Origin of the sequence: Rhizobium altiplani, from assembly GCF_001542405.1 — a bacterium.
Classification (GTDB): Bacteria; Pseudomonadota; Alphaproteobacteria; order Rhizobiales; family Rhizobiaceae; genus Rhizobium; species Rhizobium altiplani.
Map to the genome: position 1 here is coordinate 1 of NZ_LNCD01000004.1, position 17388 is coordinate 17388.

General features: G+C 58.3%; 11 protein-coding genes and 5 pseudogenes. 6 read left to right on the forward strand and 10 right to left on the reverse strand.

Annotation, left to right across the window (positions count from 1 at the left end):
• Window positions 1–77 precede the first annotated feature (77 nt).
• A pseudogene (locus AS026_RS38975) lies at window positions 78–841 on the forward strand (IS5 family transposase).
• Window positions 842–893: 52 nt separating this feature from the next.
• On the opposite strand, the gene AS026_RS01540 reads toward AS026_RS38975, so the two are convergent.
• Window positions 894–1934: an IS110 family RNA-guided transposase gene (locus tag AS026_RS01540; RefSeq protein ID WP_007539281.1), complete on the reverse strand. Its 1041-nt coding sequence runs from the start codon at window positions 1932–1934 to the stop codon at window positions 894–896.
• On the opposite strand from AS026_RS01540, the pseudogene AS026_RS38980 reads away from it, so the two are divergent.
• Window positions 1883–2519, forward strand: a pseudogene (locus tag AS026_RS38980) (hypothetical protein); the annotation flags it as partial. The gene AS026_RS01540 and the pseudogene AS026_RS38980 overlap by 52 nt on opposite strands.
• A gap of 20 nt (window positions 2520–2539) precedes the next feature.
• A pseudogene (locus AS026_RS01555) lies at window positions 2540–3109 on the forward strand (Tn3 family transposase).
• Window positions 3110–3308: 199 nt separating this feature from the next.
• Here AS026_RS01555 and AS026_RS01560 read toward each other — a convergent pair.
• The 3 genes from AS026_RS01560 to AS026_RS01570 all read right to left on the reverse strand — a co-directional run bounded on the left by AS026_RS01560 (window position 3309) and on the right by AS026_RS01570 (window position 7013).
• Window positions 3309–4625 (reverse strand): HlyD family type I secretion periplasmic adaptor subunit, encoded by a 1317-nt coding sequence (locus AS026_RS01560; protein WP_007539274.1) that lies wholly within the window; start codon window positions 4623–4625, stop codon window positions 3309–3311.
• Window positions 4622–6370: a type I secretion system permease/ATPase gene (locus AS026_RS01565; RefSeq protein ID WP_028749509.1), complete on the reverse strand. Its 1749-nt coding sequence runs from the start codon at window positions 6368–6370 to the stop codon at window positions 4622–4624. Before AS026_RS01565 ends, AS026_RS01560 begins: the two co-directional genes overlap by 4 nt.
• Window positions 6371–6518: 148 nt before the next feature.
• On the reverse strand, window positions 6519–7013 hold the full coding sequence (locus AS026_RS01570) for a calcium-binding protein (RefSeq protein WP_007539270.1): 495 nt from the start codon (window positions 7011–7013) through the stop codon (window positions 6519–6521).
• Between the two features lie 481 nt (window positions 7014–7494).
• On the opposite strand from AS026_RS01570, the pseudogene AS026_RS01575 reads away from it, so the two are divergent.
• A pseudogene (locus AS026_RS01575) lies at window positions 7495–8243 on the forward strand (IS6 family transposase).
• Window positions 8244–8561: 318 nt separating this feature from the next.
• On the opposite strand, the pseudogene AS026_RS38985 reads toward AS026_RS01575, so the two are convergent.
• The 3 genes and pseudogenes from AS026_RS38985 to AS026_RS43920 all read right to left on the reverse strand — a co-directional run.
• Window positions 8562–8780: pseudogene (locus AS026_RS38985) on the reverse strand (transposase); the annotation flags it as partial.
• Window positions 8781–9255: 475 nt separating this feature from the next.
• Window positions 9256–9978 carry a restriction endonuclease gene (locus AS026_RS41840; RefSeq protein WP_412770351.1) on the reverse strand — a complete coding sequence of 241 codons (723 nt, stop codon included), beginning with the start codon at window positions 9976–9978 and terminating at the stop codon, window positions 9256–9258.
• Window positions 9902–10939 carry a DNA methyltransferase gene (locus tag AS026_RS43920; protein ID WP_051321211.1) on the reverse strand — a complete coding sequence of 346 codons (1038 nt, stop codon included), beginning with the start codon at window positions 10937–10939 and terminating at the stop codon, window positions 9902–9904. Before AS026_RS43920 ends, AS026_RS41840 begins: the two co-directional genes overlap by 77 nt.
• A 272-nt stretch (window positions 10940–11211) precedes the next feature.
• Here AS026_RS43920 and AS026_RS01595 point away from each other — a divergent pair, with 272 nt between their 5' ends.
• Window positions 11212–11460: a hypothetical protein gene (locus tag AS026_RS01595; protein WP_007539268.1), complete on the forward strand. Its 249-nt coding sequence runs from the start codon at window positions 11212–11214 to the stop codon at window positions 11458–11460.
• A gap of 324 nt (window positions 11461–11784) precedes the next feature.
• On the opposite strand, the gene AS026_RS01600 is transcribed toward AS026_RS01595, so the two are convergent.
• On the reverse strand, window positions 11785–12825 hold the full coding sequence (locus AS026_RS01600; protein WP_245307289.1) for a hypothetical protein: 1041 nt from the start codon (window positions 12823–12825) through the stop codon (window positions 11785–11787).
• A gap of 798 nt (window positions 12826–13623) precedes the next feature.
• On the opposite strand from AS026_RS01600, the gene AS026_RS01610 reads away from it, so the two are divergent.
• A protein-coding gene (locus AS026_RS01610) for an IS3 family transposase (protein ID WP_100248109.1) occupies window positions 13624–14782 on the forward strand; the annotation gives its coding sequence in 2 pieces (ribosomal slippage) (window positions 13624–13944 and window positions 13946–14782; 1158 coding nt in all).
• A gap of 11 nt (window positions 14783–14793) precedes the next feature.
• Here the strand turns inward: AS026_RS01610 and AS026_RS01615 are convergent.
• Together AS026_RS01615 and AS026_RS01620 are read right to left on the reverse strand one after the other, a co-directional pair.
• Window positions 14794–16857 (reverse strand): recombinase family protein, encoded by a 2064-nt coding sequence (locus AS026_RS01615; protein WP_062368484.1) that lies wholly within the window; start codon window positions 16855–16857, stop codon window positions 14794–14796.
• Window positions 16847–17044, reverse strand: a complete 198-nt coding sequence (locus AS026_RS01620) for a hypothetical protein (RefSeq protein WP_028749735.1) — start codon at window positions 17042–17044, stop codon at window positions 16847–16849. Before AS026_RS01620 ends, AS026_RS01615 begins: the two co-directional genes overlap by 11 nt.
• Window positions 17045–17388 lie beyond the last annotated feature (344 nt).

Consider the following 17388-nt stretch of genomic DNA (forward strand, 5'->3'; position numbering starts at 1 on the left):
CTACAGCGTAAACTCATAAAATTTCTTGGCATTTATCGACCGGCGTGATTCAAGGCTTCGAAATAGGGAAGCATTTGATGACACGTCGTCGCTACGAACTGACTGACCACGAATGGTCGATTATATCGCCGTTGTTACCCAACAAGCCACGCGGCGTTGCCCGCGTTGATGATCGGCGGGTACTGAATGGCATCCTCTGGCGGTTTCGAACGGGCTCGCCTTGGGCGGAAGTTCCGGAACGCTATGGCCCGCCGACGACCTGTTACAACCGCTTCGTCCGCTGGCGCAAAGCCGGGGTATGGGATCGGCTTCTTGAAGCGGTGTCCAAGGCCTACGATGGCGACATCGTCATGATCGACTCGACCTGTGTCCGCGTTCACCAGCACGCGGCCACGGGAAAAAAAGGGATGGAGACGATGGTGGCATGGGACGTTCCCGCGGCGGCCTTACGAGCAAAATCCATGCGCTCGTCGATGCCGAAGGTCGCCCGGTCAATCTGCGTCTGACTGGTGGACAGATCGCCGATTGTGCCGAAGCCGACGCGCTGACGGATGAGCTTGGCGAGGGGGACATCCTGCTGGCCGACAAGGGTTATGACACGAATGCCATACGGGCAAAGGCCGCCGAGAGAAAGGCCTGGGCCAACATCCCGCCGAAGAGTAATCGCAAGGGCTCTTTCGTATTTTCGCGCTGGGTCTATCGGCAACGTAATCTCGTGGAACGGTTCTTCAACAGGATCAAGCAGTTCCGAGGCATCGCAACCCGATATGACAAGCGCCCGGAAAACTACCTCGCCGCTGTAAAGCTCGTCGCAACAAGAATATGGTGCCAGAGTTTATGAGTCGACGCCGTAGCAAAAGTAGTCGGATTAGCTTGGAAGGCGTTCGAGACACTTATCCGGCGGCGGCATCCATTCCAACTTCCCGATCAAAAAGCTGACCAGTCTTTAGCATCGCGTGCATAGTGACAGACAATCTGCGCGCAACGGCGACCGCGGCACGTTTGAATCCCAATCTTTCCCTTAGCTTTAACCCCCAAGAGCGCGGGCCGCTATCGGCACTGCTGCGCGTGAGAATAACAGTTGCAGCTTCGAACAAGAGACCGCGCAAATGGGCGTCACCGCGGCGCGAGATATGACCGTCATAGTCGACCTCGCCTGATTGATAGCGGCGTGTCGTTAGCCCCAGCCAGGCTCCTACGGACCGTGACTTCTTGAAGTTCTCCGGATCTTCAATGGCGGTCATGAACGAAGTTGCAGTGACAACACCAACACCGGGAACCGACATGAGTAGCCGGCACGATTGGCTCACCCGCGCGATCGCTATCAACTGCTTGCTGAGTTCGGCCGCTTGTTCGCGCATGCCATACCAGGCCTTCAGGAGTGGGAGAATGATCTGCGAAAGAGACTGGTGGCCATCGAGGAGCATCCGAACGTTGTTTCCGAAGGTGGCACCCTTGCCACTTGGAACAACCAAGCCAAACGTCTGCATGAAGCCTCGGATCTGATTTGACAGCTCCGTGCAGATCGTCACCAACCTCGTTCGTGCCGCCACAAGCGTCCGGGTGAGCATGCTGTCGTACCCTTTGACCCGGACCTCGCGGTAGAAGCCAACCTCAGCAAGATGCGCAAGGCCATCGGCGTCGTTCGCATCTGTTTTATTCGCGGCCATGTCGAGCGCCGCCTTGGCATGCCGGGCCTCGATGCAAATCGCCGGAACCCCCGCATCTATCAGCGCATGATAAACCCATATCGAAAGGGGGCCAGTCTCAAAGACGACCCGCCTGGCATCGGGTGCATGCTTATGGAGCAATGTTATGATGCTGTCCGGGTCGGATTTGCATTTACCCCGCCAGATCCTTTTGCCGCCGCGACGAACGGATTTTGTCTTTTCGAGAAGCAGCTCGTGTACTTGATATCTTTTTGCCGACGGCAAGAGTCCATAATCCCCGGACCCTAAGCAACCGGCTGACCAAGGTTGCCGATCAGATCGAAAAGCGGGACGTCGCGAGCCCCTATCGTCTCAGTCGTTCCGGCAAGTCTCCCGTTTCCGTTTTCATCGATGGCGCCTAGATTCGAGCGGTTCCCGGCTATCAAAGCCGGCATTTCGAGATCGCGATGGGACGCATTATTTCGCAAGGCCGAGCATCGCGTCACTTTGCCGGTGCGCCGAACATCGCCACCGGCAAACACGACATCGTTCGCGCGGCGATGCGCGCACAAGGATGGCTGCCCGGCCGAGATGTCATGGTCTTCAGCGACGGAGAAGTTGGCTTGCAAAGCATCATTGTCAGCGCAACACGCCAGCCCGTTACACATATCCTTGACTCATCTATCGATGCGGCTGCGGCACATTGAACAGGCCTGGGAGGGCATCAAGTATCTCCAGGATCTGAACGTCTATCTTCGAGACGTTGCGGTGCATGTGCCAAGGCTTCGACATCTCCTATGGAGTGGTTATGTCCGAGAGGCAACCGAGGCCGTAAAGCAGATGCTTGCCCGTCGGGGATTAAGCGAACACCGTGACATCGCCCCGTCAACATGAATGTCATCGAGCAGCATTGGGATGAGGTCTTGCGGCTAAAGGCCTCGATCGGCGCGGGCCTGGTGCCGCCGTCCGTCATCCTCAGGAAGCTTGCCGCATCACCCCGGCAAAACCGGCTCAATCAGGCGCTGCGTGAAATGGGCCGGATTGAACGCTCGATCTTCATCCGCGACTAGTTGCTCGATACCAAACTCCGACGCCGATCGCATGCCATCCTCAACAAGGGTGAGAGCCGTCACGCCCTTGCCCGGGCGGTCTTCCTTCACCAGCTCGGCGAGCTGCGCAACCGCGTGGCGGAAACCATGGCCTATCGGGCCTCAGGTCTCAACCTCGTCGTCAACGCCATTATTCTGTGGAATACCGTTTATCTCAGCCGCGCTGTCGATTATGTCCGCACCCAGGGCATCGATATTCCCGCCGAGCTGCTCTCCCAGGTCGCACCGCTTCCCTGGGCTCATATCGCACCCACCGGCGATTATCTCTGGAACGAAATTGACCGACCCCTCGAACGCTTCAGGCCGATCCGCGCTAACCGCTTCAATCCAAACAACTTCGACTTCCCTTAGCGGGTATTATTGCAGAAATGCCCACGGAGCCCCGCCTTGGGGCGTTCCGTCGTCCGTGCGCAGGAATTGCTCCTCCGTCAGAACGCCAGCTTTCAAGAACTGACCGACCAACCTCCAGGCCGTAGCCTTTCTTCATCTAGGAATAGCCAATGACACTCAAAGCGGACCATCTGAGTACGGTTCCAGCCCGCTGCGTGCTTCAATCTTCCCGGAACGCGTGCCGCATCTGGTCGGTGAGCGGCTTGGTCAGGTAAGAAATGACGGTGCGGTCGGCGATCTTGATGAAGACCTCTGCAGGCATGCCGGGATAGAGCGAGAGGCCCTTGAGCTTGGCGAGGCTTTCCGGCTTCGGGCGGATGCGTAGCGGATAATAGCTGGCGCCGGTGCGCTCGTCCGTCACGAGATCGGGAGCCACCGTCATGACCTCAGCTTCGACCTCGGGCGTCGTGCGCTGGTTGAAGGCGCTGAAGCGAATTTCCACTGGCTGGCCAACGCGGATCTGGTCGATGTCATGGGTCGCCACCCTCGCCTCGATGGTGAGGTTCTCTGCCTCCGGCACGACGAGCATCAGCGTCTCGCCGGGATTGATGACGCCGTTCACCGTGTGAACCGCGAGCTGGTAGACGCGACCGGGAAGCGGCGCAGTGATGTCAAGCCGGCGCAACTCGTCGGTCGCGGCGGTGCGGCGTTCCTCATATTCCGCGATCTTCGCTTCGACCTCAGTCAGGTCCTTAGAAATATCAGTGCGCCGGTCCTCGTCGAGCTGCAGGATCTGCAGGTCGATCTCGCTGGACTTGCCGCGCGCCTGGGCACGGGCGGCAACATTCTGGCCTCGTTCACCTTCGAGTTCCGCGCGCTGCCGCTTCAGCGTCGTTACCCGCTGCATCGGCACGAGCCCCCTGCCATAGAGGGAATCGACGCTGGTCAGCTCCTCGTCGAAGAGCTTGAGCGCGTCCTCAATCGCCTTCACCTGCACCGTCAGGCCTTCGATCTCGTCCGCGAGCTGCGCCTTTCTCGATGCGAGCTGGCTTTTCATGCCGGCGAGCGCCGCGTTGCGGCTTGTGAAAAGCTTCTGCTCTCCTTCGATCAGCTTCACCGCCGCGGAGCCGGAGATAAATTGGTCGAGATCTTCGTCGATCGAGAAGAAGGGTGCTCCGATTCGCTCGGCCTGGAGCCGGGCGCGGCGGGCATAGAGCTGCGCCAGAGTGCTTTCGACAATGGCCAGGTTCGAACGCACAGTGGTGCCGTTGAGACGGATCAGAACCTGCCCAGCCTTGACACGATCGCCTTCCCTGACGAGGAGCTCGCCGACGATGCCGCCGGTCAGATGCTGGATCTTCTTGACGTTATCTTCGACTGCGACCACGCCCCCGGCGACAACCGCGCTCGACAATTCCGTGGTCGTCGCCCAGCCGCCGACGCCGACGACGAGCGCAAGGGCCAGCGCGGAAACGCCGATCATGTGGCGGGAAAGCGAACGGCGCGCGCTCGATCTATGTTGAATGCTGCCGCTCATTGCTTGGCCTCCTGGCTTTCAACGATCTTCAGCGGCGCCGCGCTGCTGCTGTCGCAGTACCTGCCCAGAACTTCGTCCTTCGGGCCGAAGGCCTGCATGCGACCCTCCTGCATCATAAGCACGAAGTCGACGCTCGCAAGCGCGCTCGGTCGATGGGCGATGACGACGACGATGCCGCCGCGCGTGCGCACATTCATGATCGCTTCGCTGAGCGCATGTTCGCCTTCCGCATCGAGGTTGGAGTTTGGTTCATCGAGGACGACCAGGAAGGGATCTCCGTAAAGCGCCCGAGCAAGCGCCACGCGCTGGCGCTGCCCGGTGGAAAGCGCCATGCCGCCCTCGCCGATCTCGGTATCGTAACCGTTCGGCAGACGCAGGATCAGATCGTTGACCCGGGCCTCCTTGGCGGCGGCGACGATCGCCTCGGAGGTAGCGTCCGGGGCAAAGCGAGCGATGTTCTGGGCCACGGTCCCGGCGAAAAGCTCGACATCCTGAGGGAGGTAGCCGATATGCTTGCCAAGAGCATCGCTGTCCCACTGGTCCAGCGCCGCGCCGTCGAGCCGGACGGAGCCGCGATAAGCGGGCCAGACGCCGATGATGGCGCGCGCCAGTGACGATTTTCCCGATGCGCTCGGGCCGATGACGCCAAGGGCGCTGCCCGCGCGAACGGTGAAGGTCACGTTTGCGATGACAAGGCTCTGTCCCGCCGGCGGACCGCTTGCCACGCCCTTGACGCTGAGCCTCTCGTTCGGGCTCGGCAGGGCGAGGGGCATTTCCGTCTCGGGCAGAGCTTTCAGCAGTTCCTTGAGGCGCTGCCAGCTTTGGCGCGCCGAGACGAGGCCGCGCCAATTGCCGATCGCGAGTTCGACCGGGGCAAGTGCGCGGGCAGTCAGGATCGAGCCGGCGATGATGATGCCGGGCGAGGCTTGTCCCTCGATCACCAGCGCGGCACCGGCTGCGAGCACGCCCGATTGCAGCGCCATACGGAACACCTTCGACATCGCCCGGTAATCGTTAACGATGTCAGAGGTACGACGGTTCTCCTCACGATATTCGGCGTTGCGGCGCTCCCAACGCTCCGTCAAGCGCCCCGACATGCCCATTGCCTGAACGACCTCTGCATTTCGCTGGGAAGCTCGGGCAAATCCGTTCCGGAATCCGCCGGCTTCGGCCGCCTTCCTGGCGGGTGCCTGGGTGCCGCGATTGGTGAGATAAGTGAGAAGTGTCAGGATCGCCCCGCCGACGACGGCGACCACCCAAATGACCGGGTGAAACAGGAAACAGATGGCGAAATAGACCGGAAGCCAGGGCAGGTCGAAGAGCGCAGCCGGTCCGCTGCCCGAAAGGAAGGACCGTACTTGGTCGAAATCGCGCAATGCCAGGAGGCCGTCGCCTGACATATTGAGCTTTAGCGGGGCCTTGACCAGCGCACGATAGATCCGTCCGCTGAGGCTCTCATCGAGCGCGCCGGCGATACGCACGAGCATCCGGCCGCGGATGAGCTCGAATGCGCCCTGGAAGCCGTAGAGCAGCAGTGCGAGAAGACAGAGGGCGATGAGCGAAGGAATGCTTCGGCTCGGCAGCACCCGGTCATAGACTTCGAGCATGAAGAAGGGGCCGGTAAGATAAAGTATGTTGACGAGCGCGCTGGTGATGCCGACCCCTATGAAGGCGTATCGGCAATCGCGCAGCGCCTGGACGGGATCGATGTTCCTGTTTTTTGGGGTTGCTTCAAAATCATGCACGAAGATAAACACCTCGCAATGCGAACGGGCTGTTATTCCGCCTAAGCTAGGCTTGCCCTAAGAATTGAAGAGTCGATCGCTGAATCACAAGGCCGCCCCGCGCGACGAGGCGACCAGCATCCGTGTCCATTCAAATCGGCCCTGCTGCTCAAATATGCCAGTCGGCGTGGTGCAGCGTGGAGTGAGTAAAGTCGGTTGCCGCTTCAGGCCCGTACAGCAGGAACTGGTCCGCCCGCAATGCGCTCATATCGGTATTAAGAAGCCGGATGCTTGCTCCTCCCTCGGTCGCAATTACGAGACCCGACCCTTCCACTTTGGTCACTGCGAGGACATCGGAGAACAATTCAAATGTACCACACGCAGTGAGATCAATCTTATCGTTGGAATCGAAATCTACGATCACGTCGTGACCATCACCTGGTTGGAAGTGAAAAGTGTCTGCTCCGCCGTTACCCCAAATGATATCGTCACCGCCCCGGCCATAGATGTGCTCCCCCACTGGCGTGCCCTTAATGAAGTGGCTATCATTACTATCTACTACCGGGGGCCCATGGTACTCTATCGAATCCAAGGCCGTCTGAGCGAATGCTGCATGCGTGCTGCTGTGGTGAAGCTGCGCGTCGGTAGTCGTAGTTCTGCTCATGGTGCTGTCTCCTTCAATGATCGAACTCGTTAAGCATAGCAGGCCGGACTTATCTTCCAAAATTTTTTGTTTTGATAGGACGGATCCATTCTATGGATCGCTCGCCGTAACTTACGTCTCTCGTAACGACCTCGATTGTAACGATTTTAATGGTGGCCTGAGAACACTGACGCAAGCAGGCTAATGCTCGACGCGAGAGGCGCGGCAGGTCAGCATCAGGCTATAGATAACTGCGCTTGTCTTGGCTCCGTCGACGGTGTCGCTGAACAGGGAGCAGAACAAGAGCAGTTCAAAATCCTGCGCGGCCTTTATCAACCAAAGACAGTGAAGTCCTTGTAAATGAGCGTTTTCCATGAGATTTTTCGATCAGTTCCGATGGAGATCATGATGTCCGAAACGATGTTTGCGAGCTTTCCAATATTCGAACAGTGGACGACATGGTCGCTACGTTGCGAGACGAGGAGCAATGCCGTCGCCGGCGATGTCACGTTGTCTGCAGCTTAACGGTTGGCGGAGGGGCGAGGATGAGCTCGACGACGATCAGTTACAAGAACCACCGCTTTCCGCCGCAGATCATCGCCCATGCGGTGTGGCTGTATTTCCGGTTTCCGTTGAGCCTGCGGTTGGTTGAGGAAATGCTGTTGGAGCGAGGCATTGTCGTATCTTACGAAACGATCCGGCGATGGGGCCGTAAATTCGGGGCGGCTTATGCCAAGCAGTTGCGCAGAAAGAAGCCGTCGCGGAAAGATATCTGGTATTTGGACGAGGTGGCGATTTCCATCGGCGGCCGGAAACATTGGCTTTGGCGTGCCGTTGACCAGGACGGCTACGTTCTCGACGAGATCGTCCAGGGCCGCCGCGATACCAAGGCAGCCAAGCGATTTGCTGGTCAGGCTGCTGAAGAAGCAGGGCCTGTCGCCGAAGCGCATCGTCAGCGACAAACTGCGCTCATACGGAGCAGCAAGGCGGGATGTAATGCCCGGCGTCGAACATCGATCACACAAGGGCCTGAACAATCGCGCGGAGAATTCTCACGTGCCGCTTCGAAAACGAGAGCGGATGATGCAGGGCTTCCGTTCCGTCGGCGGCTTGCAACGTTACATCTCGGTCTTCCCAGCAGTCAGAAATCTCTTCGTGCCGCCACATCAGAAACGCTCAGCCCTGGCCACCCACATTCATCGCCTCCGCGCAATGGCGCATTGGAAAGTCGTGACCGGCGCAACTGCGTAAATTCATCGGCAAACGTCTCGTCGGGGATTAAGCGAACAACGTGACATCGCCCGACAAACTGCTGTTTCGACTGAGACGCCGCAAGGCAGAACTGCTGCGGGTTCTCGAGCGGCCTGAAACTCGCTCCATACCAATGCGCACCCCTCGCCTCCCTGGTTGCAGCTCGCGCCTGAACGCTCTCGGCCCATCGAGCACCCTGCTCTGCGTCAGACATGCTGATTGTATCGGCATGGCCACCAAATCAGCCCGATCGCGTCTTTTGGAGAGGTGTAGCTCGGCTTGGTGATCGCCGTGCTTTCCGGGAGAGCCGGACCATGGTCAGCGGGCCGCAGCGGGCAAGCTGACGATGGGATCATCGCTCATTTGTGCGATGGTCTTAAGGGTCATGTAGCGAGAACGCTGAACGGCCCATTCGTCATTCTGTTCGAGCAGAAGCGCGCCGACGAGTCTGACGATGGCATCGTCGTTGGGGAAGATGCCGACGACATCGGTGCGACGCTTGATTTCGCCGTTGAGACGTTCGATAGGATTGGTAACCGGTATAAGATCTCGGTGCCAACATCCGGCTGCGGTTCTGAACATCGTAGCGTATGGTGCGACCATCCGGGACAGAGGCACCGGGAGCACGAAGGTGCGGGCAGGCCGATGCATTGGATGAGCTGGGAGCTCGTGTTAGTAGCTGGCCGCCTCTGCGACTCGCCCGGTTGCGCCGAGAGCGCGGATCCGTAGTTGTCGTGTCGCCCGCCGCTCCCGTCACTCGATCTGACAGGAGCTGCACATGCGTCGGATAATCGGAATCGATATCCACCGAACGTTCGGTGAGCTGGTTTCGGCATGGGTAAGACGATGATCATGAAGCGAGCCCGTTGAGCTTTTGGATGCGACGTGTTGCGCAGAATAGAGGCCACCAGGGATGCCGCGACCGTTGTAGCCGGGGGCAGGGAGGTTCTAGGCGCCGCGGCGTTTGGCGCGATTTGGAACATGCTCCTGCGGCGGTGTTAGGAGTGGTTCGTCAAGCGACAATGAGGCTTGGGACTTGGTTAACTTTCCACCTGAAATTGGAAGGCGAAGAGATGGGGATTCCCGTATTTCCGCTGGCGTAGGTTTTGCCGGGGGGGCGCTTTCGCTGCAATACGCGCGCCTCCTGAGCGGCTCTTACCGTATTCAGCTCGGTCAGAATACCAAGGTTTGGTCCCGCGATCAAATCCTTCACGGTTATGATTTGAATTCGCGCTCGTTCTCCGCCCGGGAGTGATATTCTCCCGCCTGTTGCTGCTTCGGTACGCATGTCTTGAGTAGGGTCGTTTAGGCAGATAAGGACACCCATGTCGGCGGCTTCCCGTTGGACAACGCTTTTCAATACCCGAACAGCGTCTGGGCCGATGTGTTTTCCGCCTTTTACAGAAACTATCGCGTGACCATATTTACCCGGGCCGGTCACAAAGGCGATTTCACCATCAATGCCCTTGTCAGGTCCACGACCCTTAGCCTGACCACCAATTCGTCCGACTGCCCATTCCTGAAATGTATACGGCTCAGTGGCCGCAAGCTGACGCGCTCCGTATTCGTCCTTTGGAATTCCCTCAATTGAATAGGTGGCGAGGGGAAGCCAAGTCTTCATTCTATCCTGAATTACCTGAATCGCTAGATAGGTAATATCAATTCCAACCCATGCTCTTCCCAGCCGCTCCGCAGCATGCAGTGCCGTCCCGCAGCCACAGAAGGGGTCCAGCACGACGTCGCCTGGCGCCGTTGAAGATAAGATGACACGCTCTAGCAGAGCGAGGGGTTTTCTGCGTGGGGTAACCGATGCGCTCCTCAGCCTGCGAGTTGAGAGGAGGTATGTCGCCCCAAAAGCTGCCGATAGGGTTTCCCCGATCATCAATCGGCCGAAGTTTACGGCGCGGCGCGCCTGATCTGCTCCACGACAGATTGCCCTCCGCGTCAATCTCACGGAGTTTCTCCAACTCTACGCGCCATCCGTATGGTGGAGGTGTGAAGCCCTTATACTCGTAGACGAGATTTGGGCGAACACCCATGCTCGCCGATCGAAGAATTGGGCCGTCTGCATAGGGGCCCAATTCGTCCGATCTATCATATTTTTCCAGGAGTTCGGCCTGCGACAAAGGTACACGTATCGCGTCTTCGTAAAAGGGCGCCGCATCTGACTTCGCATAATAAAGAATAGTATCAGTGCTCGGGCTGAACTTTTTGCTTGCGTGTTGTGATCCCTTCGGATTTTGAGACCTGAGCCAGATAATTTCGTTCCGAAAGTTCGAGGCGCCAAATATCGAGTCCATGACGGTTTTCAGATAGTGGCTGGCCGTGGGATCGCAGTGAAGGAATATGCTGCCTGTTGGCCTCAAGACACGCTTCAAATGTATCAGGCGAACAGTCATCATGGCGAGGTAAGCCATAAGATCGCTCTGACCCAGAAAACCTTGGAGAGCTTGCAACATTCGGAAGATTGAGACATCGGATCGGCGCACCGATTCCATCGCAGCTTCCGCCCCGTCTTCCCAGCGCCAAGTGTCTTCGAAGGCCATCCGCTGCGCATCAGCCCCGACAGGTGATTTGTAAAGGATGTTGTACGACGCTTTGGAGTTGAATGGCGGATCTAAGTAAACCAGATCCACGGAGTTTGCCACCATCTTCTCCAGCCAATCGAGATTGTCCCCGAAGTACAGCTTGTTCACGCAATGTCCCCGATGAGTGCGACAGATACTTTTTCATCTTCTACAATCTTGGTTGAATTTTCGTTTATACTAACGGACCAGTATCCGGCCTCAGTTCCAGTCCGGAAGGCACCGCCCAATCGGGGACATAGACGGAAGGCTTAGCTGTCGGAATCTTCTTGGGCAGCTGGCGCCGCGCCCGTCATCGCTGAAACACATCCACCCACCCATCGTCCGTACTTTCTGGCCGGCTTCCGAAAAGGTTCAGACCTTCCCGTTTCACGCGCTATGGCGTGATCGAAGGGAAGGTCACGCGTGTTGCGACGGACGCGATCCCCGCGCCAGATGCGCAACAGCTCGAAAACAAGCCGGACAAGGAGCTGCAAAGCACGATCCCGATCCGCAACGCTCAGCGGGTCCAGAACCTCGTCTTTCCGATCACCGTTGTGCCTGACGTCAACAGGATCGATGTTGGTGGCACTACGGTACCACTGTCGCCGGAATGGCGGTATCGGTCGAGGTCAAGACCGGAAGCCGGCTGATATTGGAGTATCTGTTCTCGCCGATTGCCGGGGTGTCGTCGCAAGCAATGAAGGAACGGCGATGTATTTGATGGAGCTTGGTGGTTGTCGGCGGTTCGATTCCCATCAAGACAAAGAATCGGCGACGACAGATGGGAGCGGTTGAAGCGAGTGGATACGACTGGGTATGTTCATCGAGCTCTTCATGTTCAAGACTGGTCAGAAATGGGATCTGTCGCGCAACGCGGCCTGCGTGACATCGCAGGCTCCAGGCGTGGAATATACCCTCCTGACCGCTTCCAAAATAGGAAGTTTCGCCCATGCAAGGCGATCATACCGCTTATTTCAGGCTGCCTCAGCTTCCTCGGTCGCATTTTCAAAGGGCAAAAACCCTTTGTAAACGAGCTGGTTCCTTACTACCGACTCGTGAACGAAAAACGTCTCTGCGGCAGCTTCGATGCTTTCTGGCGTGGGATTGTTGACGTCGAGCTCATGTCGCAGGTCATCGAACGGGCATAAAAGGCTTCGCGCAAAGGCCCGCTGGAATTTTTGTCTATCGGTGTTCGAACGGCTGACAACGCCGAACTCAGCCCCAGATTTCCAGACGGCATCGCCAAAGATCCTTGCTAGCTCGTAACGACGGTCCTTCGGACGCAAAGTCTTAAGCGACAGACGGGTCCGGTCAGAATCGTCAGACATCCGCAAGCCATAGGGAAGTTGACGTGCAGTCGCCGTCGCTTTCTTCAAGTCGCCCCAACGCGCTCCAAGGATATCAGCAAGACTACCGCTCCGCAGTTGCCCAGGTCGCGCGCCGATCATCGCGCGCAAGTTTGCCGCCGCGCTCTCCGCAAATCGCCATGGGGCCGCCGCCGGGGGAAGTTCTGGATCCTTCTCGATCTTGGTTGCGAGACTGAGGTCGACTGTCGCATCCGACAGCCGCGTTGCTTCGATCGCCTGCCCAAGTATCGTTGCGGATTCTGCACCAGGCCTGGCGCGAGCTGCCTCTTCCACGCCCTCTTCACCGGCCAACCCCTCGAAATCGATCAGTCCGGTGACGACATCGTCAGGCGCTTCGTCGGCATCATATCCGAGACAGGCTTCAAGCCTTCTCCACCCCGCCAGTTCCGGGTCTCTCCGTTCGGCTAAGACCTGACCCAAAAGTGCCTCAAGCGCTTTGCCATCTACTGCGCTCGCACAGTGCTCGATGACGAGCTGGAGAAAGGCGTCGAGCTCCTTCTCATATTCGTCAGCCATGACCATCCCGACACCATTGATGTTGACATATTGTTGTGGGCCGCCTGCCGAGCGCTTCCCAAGGCTTGGTGCAAAAACGATCGGATCCGCCGAACTGTAGATCATAACCGGCGGCCATAGTGCTCCGCCCATCGCAGAGTTCAACTCGTGCCGCAGGCGCCAGTCCGCTGACACAGAATGAGGGCCATTGATAGTCTCCCACCGCAGGCGCCACCAATTATCAACGAACCACAAGGCCAGTCCGGTGGCAGAAGCTCTGAAATAGTCCCGAATGGTTTTTTTCCGTATCAGCGATACGGGACAATACCCGGTCGCCCAACCGAAGCGAAATCTCTGCAACTTCGCTACCGGCTGCAGACCAGTTGGCGGATAGTTCGAAGAAACGACTGTCGGTCATCGATAAAAAGCCTCTGCGGCCTCGATAGCGGCCCTAAAATTCTCATCGTCTGTTATTGTAAATCCTCCTGGCGCGAAAGCAACCGTTCGCGAACGAGCGAGGATTTGTCGAGCGAAAGCATCATTCTGCAGGATCGGGTATCCATAATACTCCGCCTGGGCCTCATTTGTTATGCGCAGTTCGTAAATCCAACCAGTGTCATCGATTGTCCAGAGCATCGCTGGAACATCTCCCGCGGCTCGCTCCGACTGCAGGCCAAGATGGAGTCCTCGCCTCAGCAGCTGCGGAATGCTCGAAATATCCGCCTGAGCGAACTTTGCATGTTCGTCGCAATAGGTGCGCTCGACATCAGGACCAACATAAGGCTTCAATCCATAAGCAATCGGATTGTACTTGTGCTTGGAGTAGGGCTATATCTAACAGCGTTGCACAGATCATCGCGCTCCGCATCCTTCGGTATTGAACTGCCCCCACTTTTGACCGGACACTCAGCATAAGCAGGAAGGCTCAAGCACAGGCTTGGGGATAGGCTTATGTCTAACGACTATCGACACATTGAATTGCTGACGGGTGATGTTCGCCGCAGACGGTGGACAACTGAGCAAAAGCTGACAATCATTGAGCAGAGTTTCGAACCAGGCGAGACGGTATCGTCCACCGCTCGCCGCCATGGCGTCGCGCCCAATCTGCTTTATCGGTGGCGCAGGCTCTTGAGCGAGGGAGGTGCTGCAGCCGTGGATTCTGACGAGCCGGTGGTCGGCAATTCCGAGGTGAAGAAGCTGGAAGATCGCGTGCGCGAGCTTGAGCGCATCCTCGGGCGCAAGACGTTGGAGAACGAGATTCTCCGTGAAGCCCCCTGTCCAAAGCCCAGTCAAAAAAACGGATATCGCGGCCGATCTTGTTGCCGAAGGACGGTTCCCGATGAAGGCCGTGGCAGATACGCTGGGCGTCTCTCGTTCCAACCTCATCGAGCGACTGAAAGGCAAATCAAAGCCGCGTGGGCCATACCACAAGGTCGAGGATGCAGAGCTTCTGCCCGCCATTCGCAGGCTAGTGGATCAAAGGCCAACCTATGGCTATCGGCGGATCGCCGCGCTCCTCAATCGCGAAAGGCGAGCCGCCGATAAGCCTGTCGTCAACGCCAAACGGGTCCATCGCATCATGGGCAACCACGCCATGCTGCTGGAGAAGCATACGGCCGTTCGCAAGGGCCGCCTCCACGATGGCAAGGTCATGGTCATGCGCTCCAACCTGCGCTGGTGCTCGGACGGCCTGGAGTTCACCTGCTGGAATGGCGAGGTCATTCGTCTCGCCTTCATCATCGACGCCTTCGACCGGGAGATCATCTCATGGGCAGCCGTCGCCAATGCCGGGATATCCGGCTCCGACATCCGAGACATGATGTTGGAGGCCGTCGAGAAACGCTTCGGCGCAACCAGCGCCCCGCATGTCATTGAACATCTGTCTGATAACGGCAGTGCCTACACCGCGAGGGAGACCAGGCTGTTTGCCCAAGCCCTCAACCTGGTCCCGTGCTTCACGCCCGTTGCCAGCCCTCAGTCCAACGGCATGTCGGAGGCTTTCGTCAAAACCCTGAAGCGGGACTACATACGCATCTCACCTATTCCGGACGCCGAAACAGCTCTCCGGAAGATTGACGGATGGATCGAAGACTACAATCCTGTTTCATAACGCCCATCTTTCTATGTTGTTGAAGAGAATAAGCTTTCCTGATCTGGAGACGATCCTGTGGGGTGTCGAGGGTTTTGCCGGGCACGATTGAGGATCTGACGTGCTTGTGGAGTCGCGATTCTTGAACGGCTGAAGATCCATGGGCCATCGGGTAGCGGATGAGCCCCCTCAATCTCGCCGGCCTCGGCCGCCAGACGCAGCGTCTTTGGTGTTATCCCGAGTAACTTCGCCGCACCGCTCAGATTAAGCCACGGCTCGACACCGTCGATCTGGGGACGGAAGACCGGAATCTTGCGATATGACCTCAGCGCAGTGACCCGCTCCCGTGTCCAACGATTGCCATTGCCGGTCGTCAGTCCATTGCGATTGAGGACACCGGCAATCACATCGTCATTGGCAATAAGGACGAGCTGTCGCACAGCGTCGACGATGTCGTCAGGCGTCGCGTTTCTTTGCCCGCGGCGCCGTTTAGGCAGGCGCAGCTCGGTATGGACGCCACCAACCCAATGAATGACGAGGACGATCTCAGAGGTTCCATCATCGAGATCGGCGACCACTTCATTGATGAGCGTGCGCACGATGCGCTTCTTCAGCCTTGCATCGGTTGTCGGCGCCGTCCAGACGATGCGAAGATTCCCCGCAAGTGCGGTTACCTGGGAAGCGGACATGGGGAATGGCTGCGGCGCAACTGTCCGATGTTTGGCAATCTTGGCCTCAATCTCGCCGACACGAGCGAGCGCTTTGTTCCAGCGTGCTTCGAGCTCCGACGTCACCAGCCTATTCTCCGGATCGGCCGCGTCGTATTGCCGGAAGGCCCGGTCGGCGACATAGCGCGCTGCCTCGAGGTCGCGCAGCAGGGCATCCTGAACCCGGTCGCGTTGGCTGGCCATATTCCGTTCCGCCTCGATGGCGGCGGCAATGGCTCCCGGTTCCACCACCCCTAGCAGCGCCTCTTCGATCGCGTCATCGACCCGCAGACCGCCGAAAGCAATGCAGCGGGGCTCGCCATTGTCGAGTAGACCACGCCAGCAGGAATAGCGCGGAATGTTATGCTTGGCTCCGGTGTACCGGACCGTCAGCTTCCGACCGCACCTCTTGCAACGGAAAAGGCCGGCAAGCAGAGCGTCACCATGTTTCGGCGCTCCGTGATGGCGGCTAGCCGGCATATTATCGCTGACCATCTTGCGGATCTCCTCCGCCCGTTCCCAACTGACGTAACCTTCGTGTGCATCCGGGATCAGCGCCAACCATTCATCACGCGTCTTGCGGCGAATTCCAGATCGGCCATCGTATCGGGGCACGGAGCGACTCTTACCATAAGCGTACGCTCCGCCGTAGATCGGGTTCGCAATCATCCGGTGGATGGTGGCATAATTTGGCCTTCGCCAGATGACGTCACCATTGGCGTACCTGACCGGCAGGTCCAGCCCCTGCTCGAGGAACCATAGTAGAGCCTGCCGCGCACTGCCGAGTTCGGCAACCTTGTTGAAGACGAGTGCAATGGCTTCCTGGATGCGTCGGTCGGGATCCTTCTCGATCCTGTCACCGGCCTTTACGAAGCCGACCGGAACAGTAACGACGAGTTCACCGCGGCGAGCCTTCTCATAGCGGGCGGAAAGGGAACGCTGACGCAAGAGATCGAGTTCATACTCGTTGAGGCTGCCCTTCAAACCCAAGAGCAGGCGGTCGTTGCCCTGGCGGGGCGCATAAACCGCTTCCTGGTCGACCAGGACCGTATCAACAACACGGCACATCTCGATGAGTTGTTGCCAGTCCCGGCTGTTCCGGGCGAAGCGCGATACCTCACGTGCCGCCACGGCGCCGACCTTTCCAAGGCAGACTTCCGCCACCATCCGGTCAAATCCAGCGCGGGTCACGCCGCCGGCGGCCGAACGACCAAGGTCGTCATCCACCGTCTCTATATGTGACCATCCAAGCGCGGCCAGCCGGTCGCGCATGGCGTACTGGAGGGCGCTACTTTCGCGATTGTGGAGGACCTGGTGAGCCGAGGACTGCCGAACATAGAGGATGGCCTTCCGCTCCAGATGATGCGGCCCGATCTTCTCATGCATCATGACCGGCATCCTTCTGCTGGGAGGCACGCCCGCAGTTTGCGTGATCGACGAACAGCCGCACGATGAGCACCGTCAGCGCTTGGCGGGTCTCCTCTGGCAACTCCAGCCATTGCGGCGTCCCTGCCTTCTTTCCCCGCTGTGGAACCGAAAACAGATCGAACTGGTATGTCATGGACTGGCAAGGCATGGACATCTCTCCGACTCGTTTCGTGAGAGGCCAATGCTGCGCCCATTACCGCAGATTGCGATGAGGCATCGGCGTCTTCCAGTAACTTTGCCAAAGCATGCAGGCTTGAGAGATCGACGTAAGGAACCGGCGGGCTGCGCCAATATCCGCTCACGGAGCGGTCGAACATCCATGCTGGGACTTCAAGAAGTCGATCAGAAGAAGAACCAGAAAGGCTGCAGCGGAAAATATGCGTCCCTTTGGACAGCGCCTCATGGACGTGAACAAACCGCCCGGACCAGGGATGCCACGGATACAAAAGCTCGCGAACCTCGGTCCCGTGGGTGTTCTGTCGTCGTGTTGTA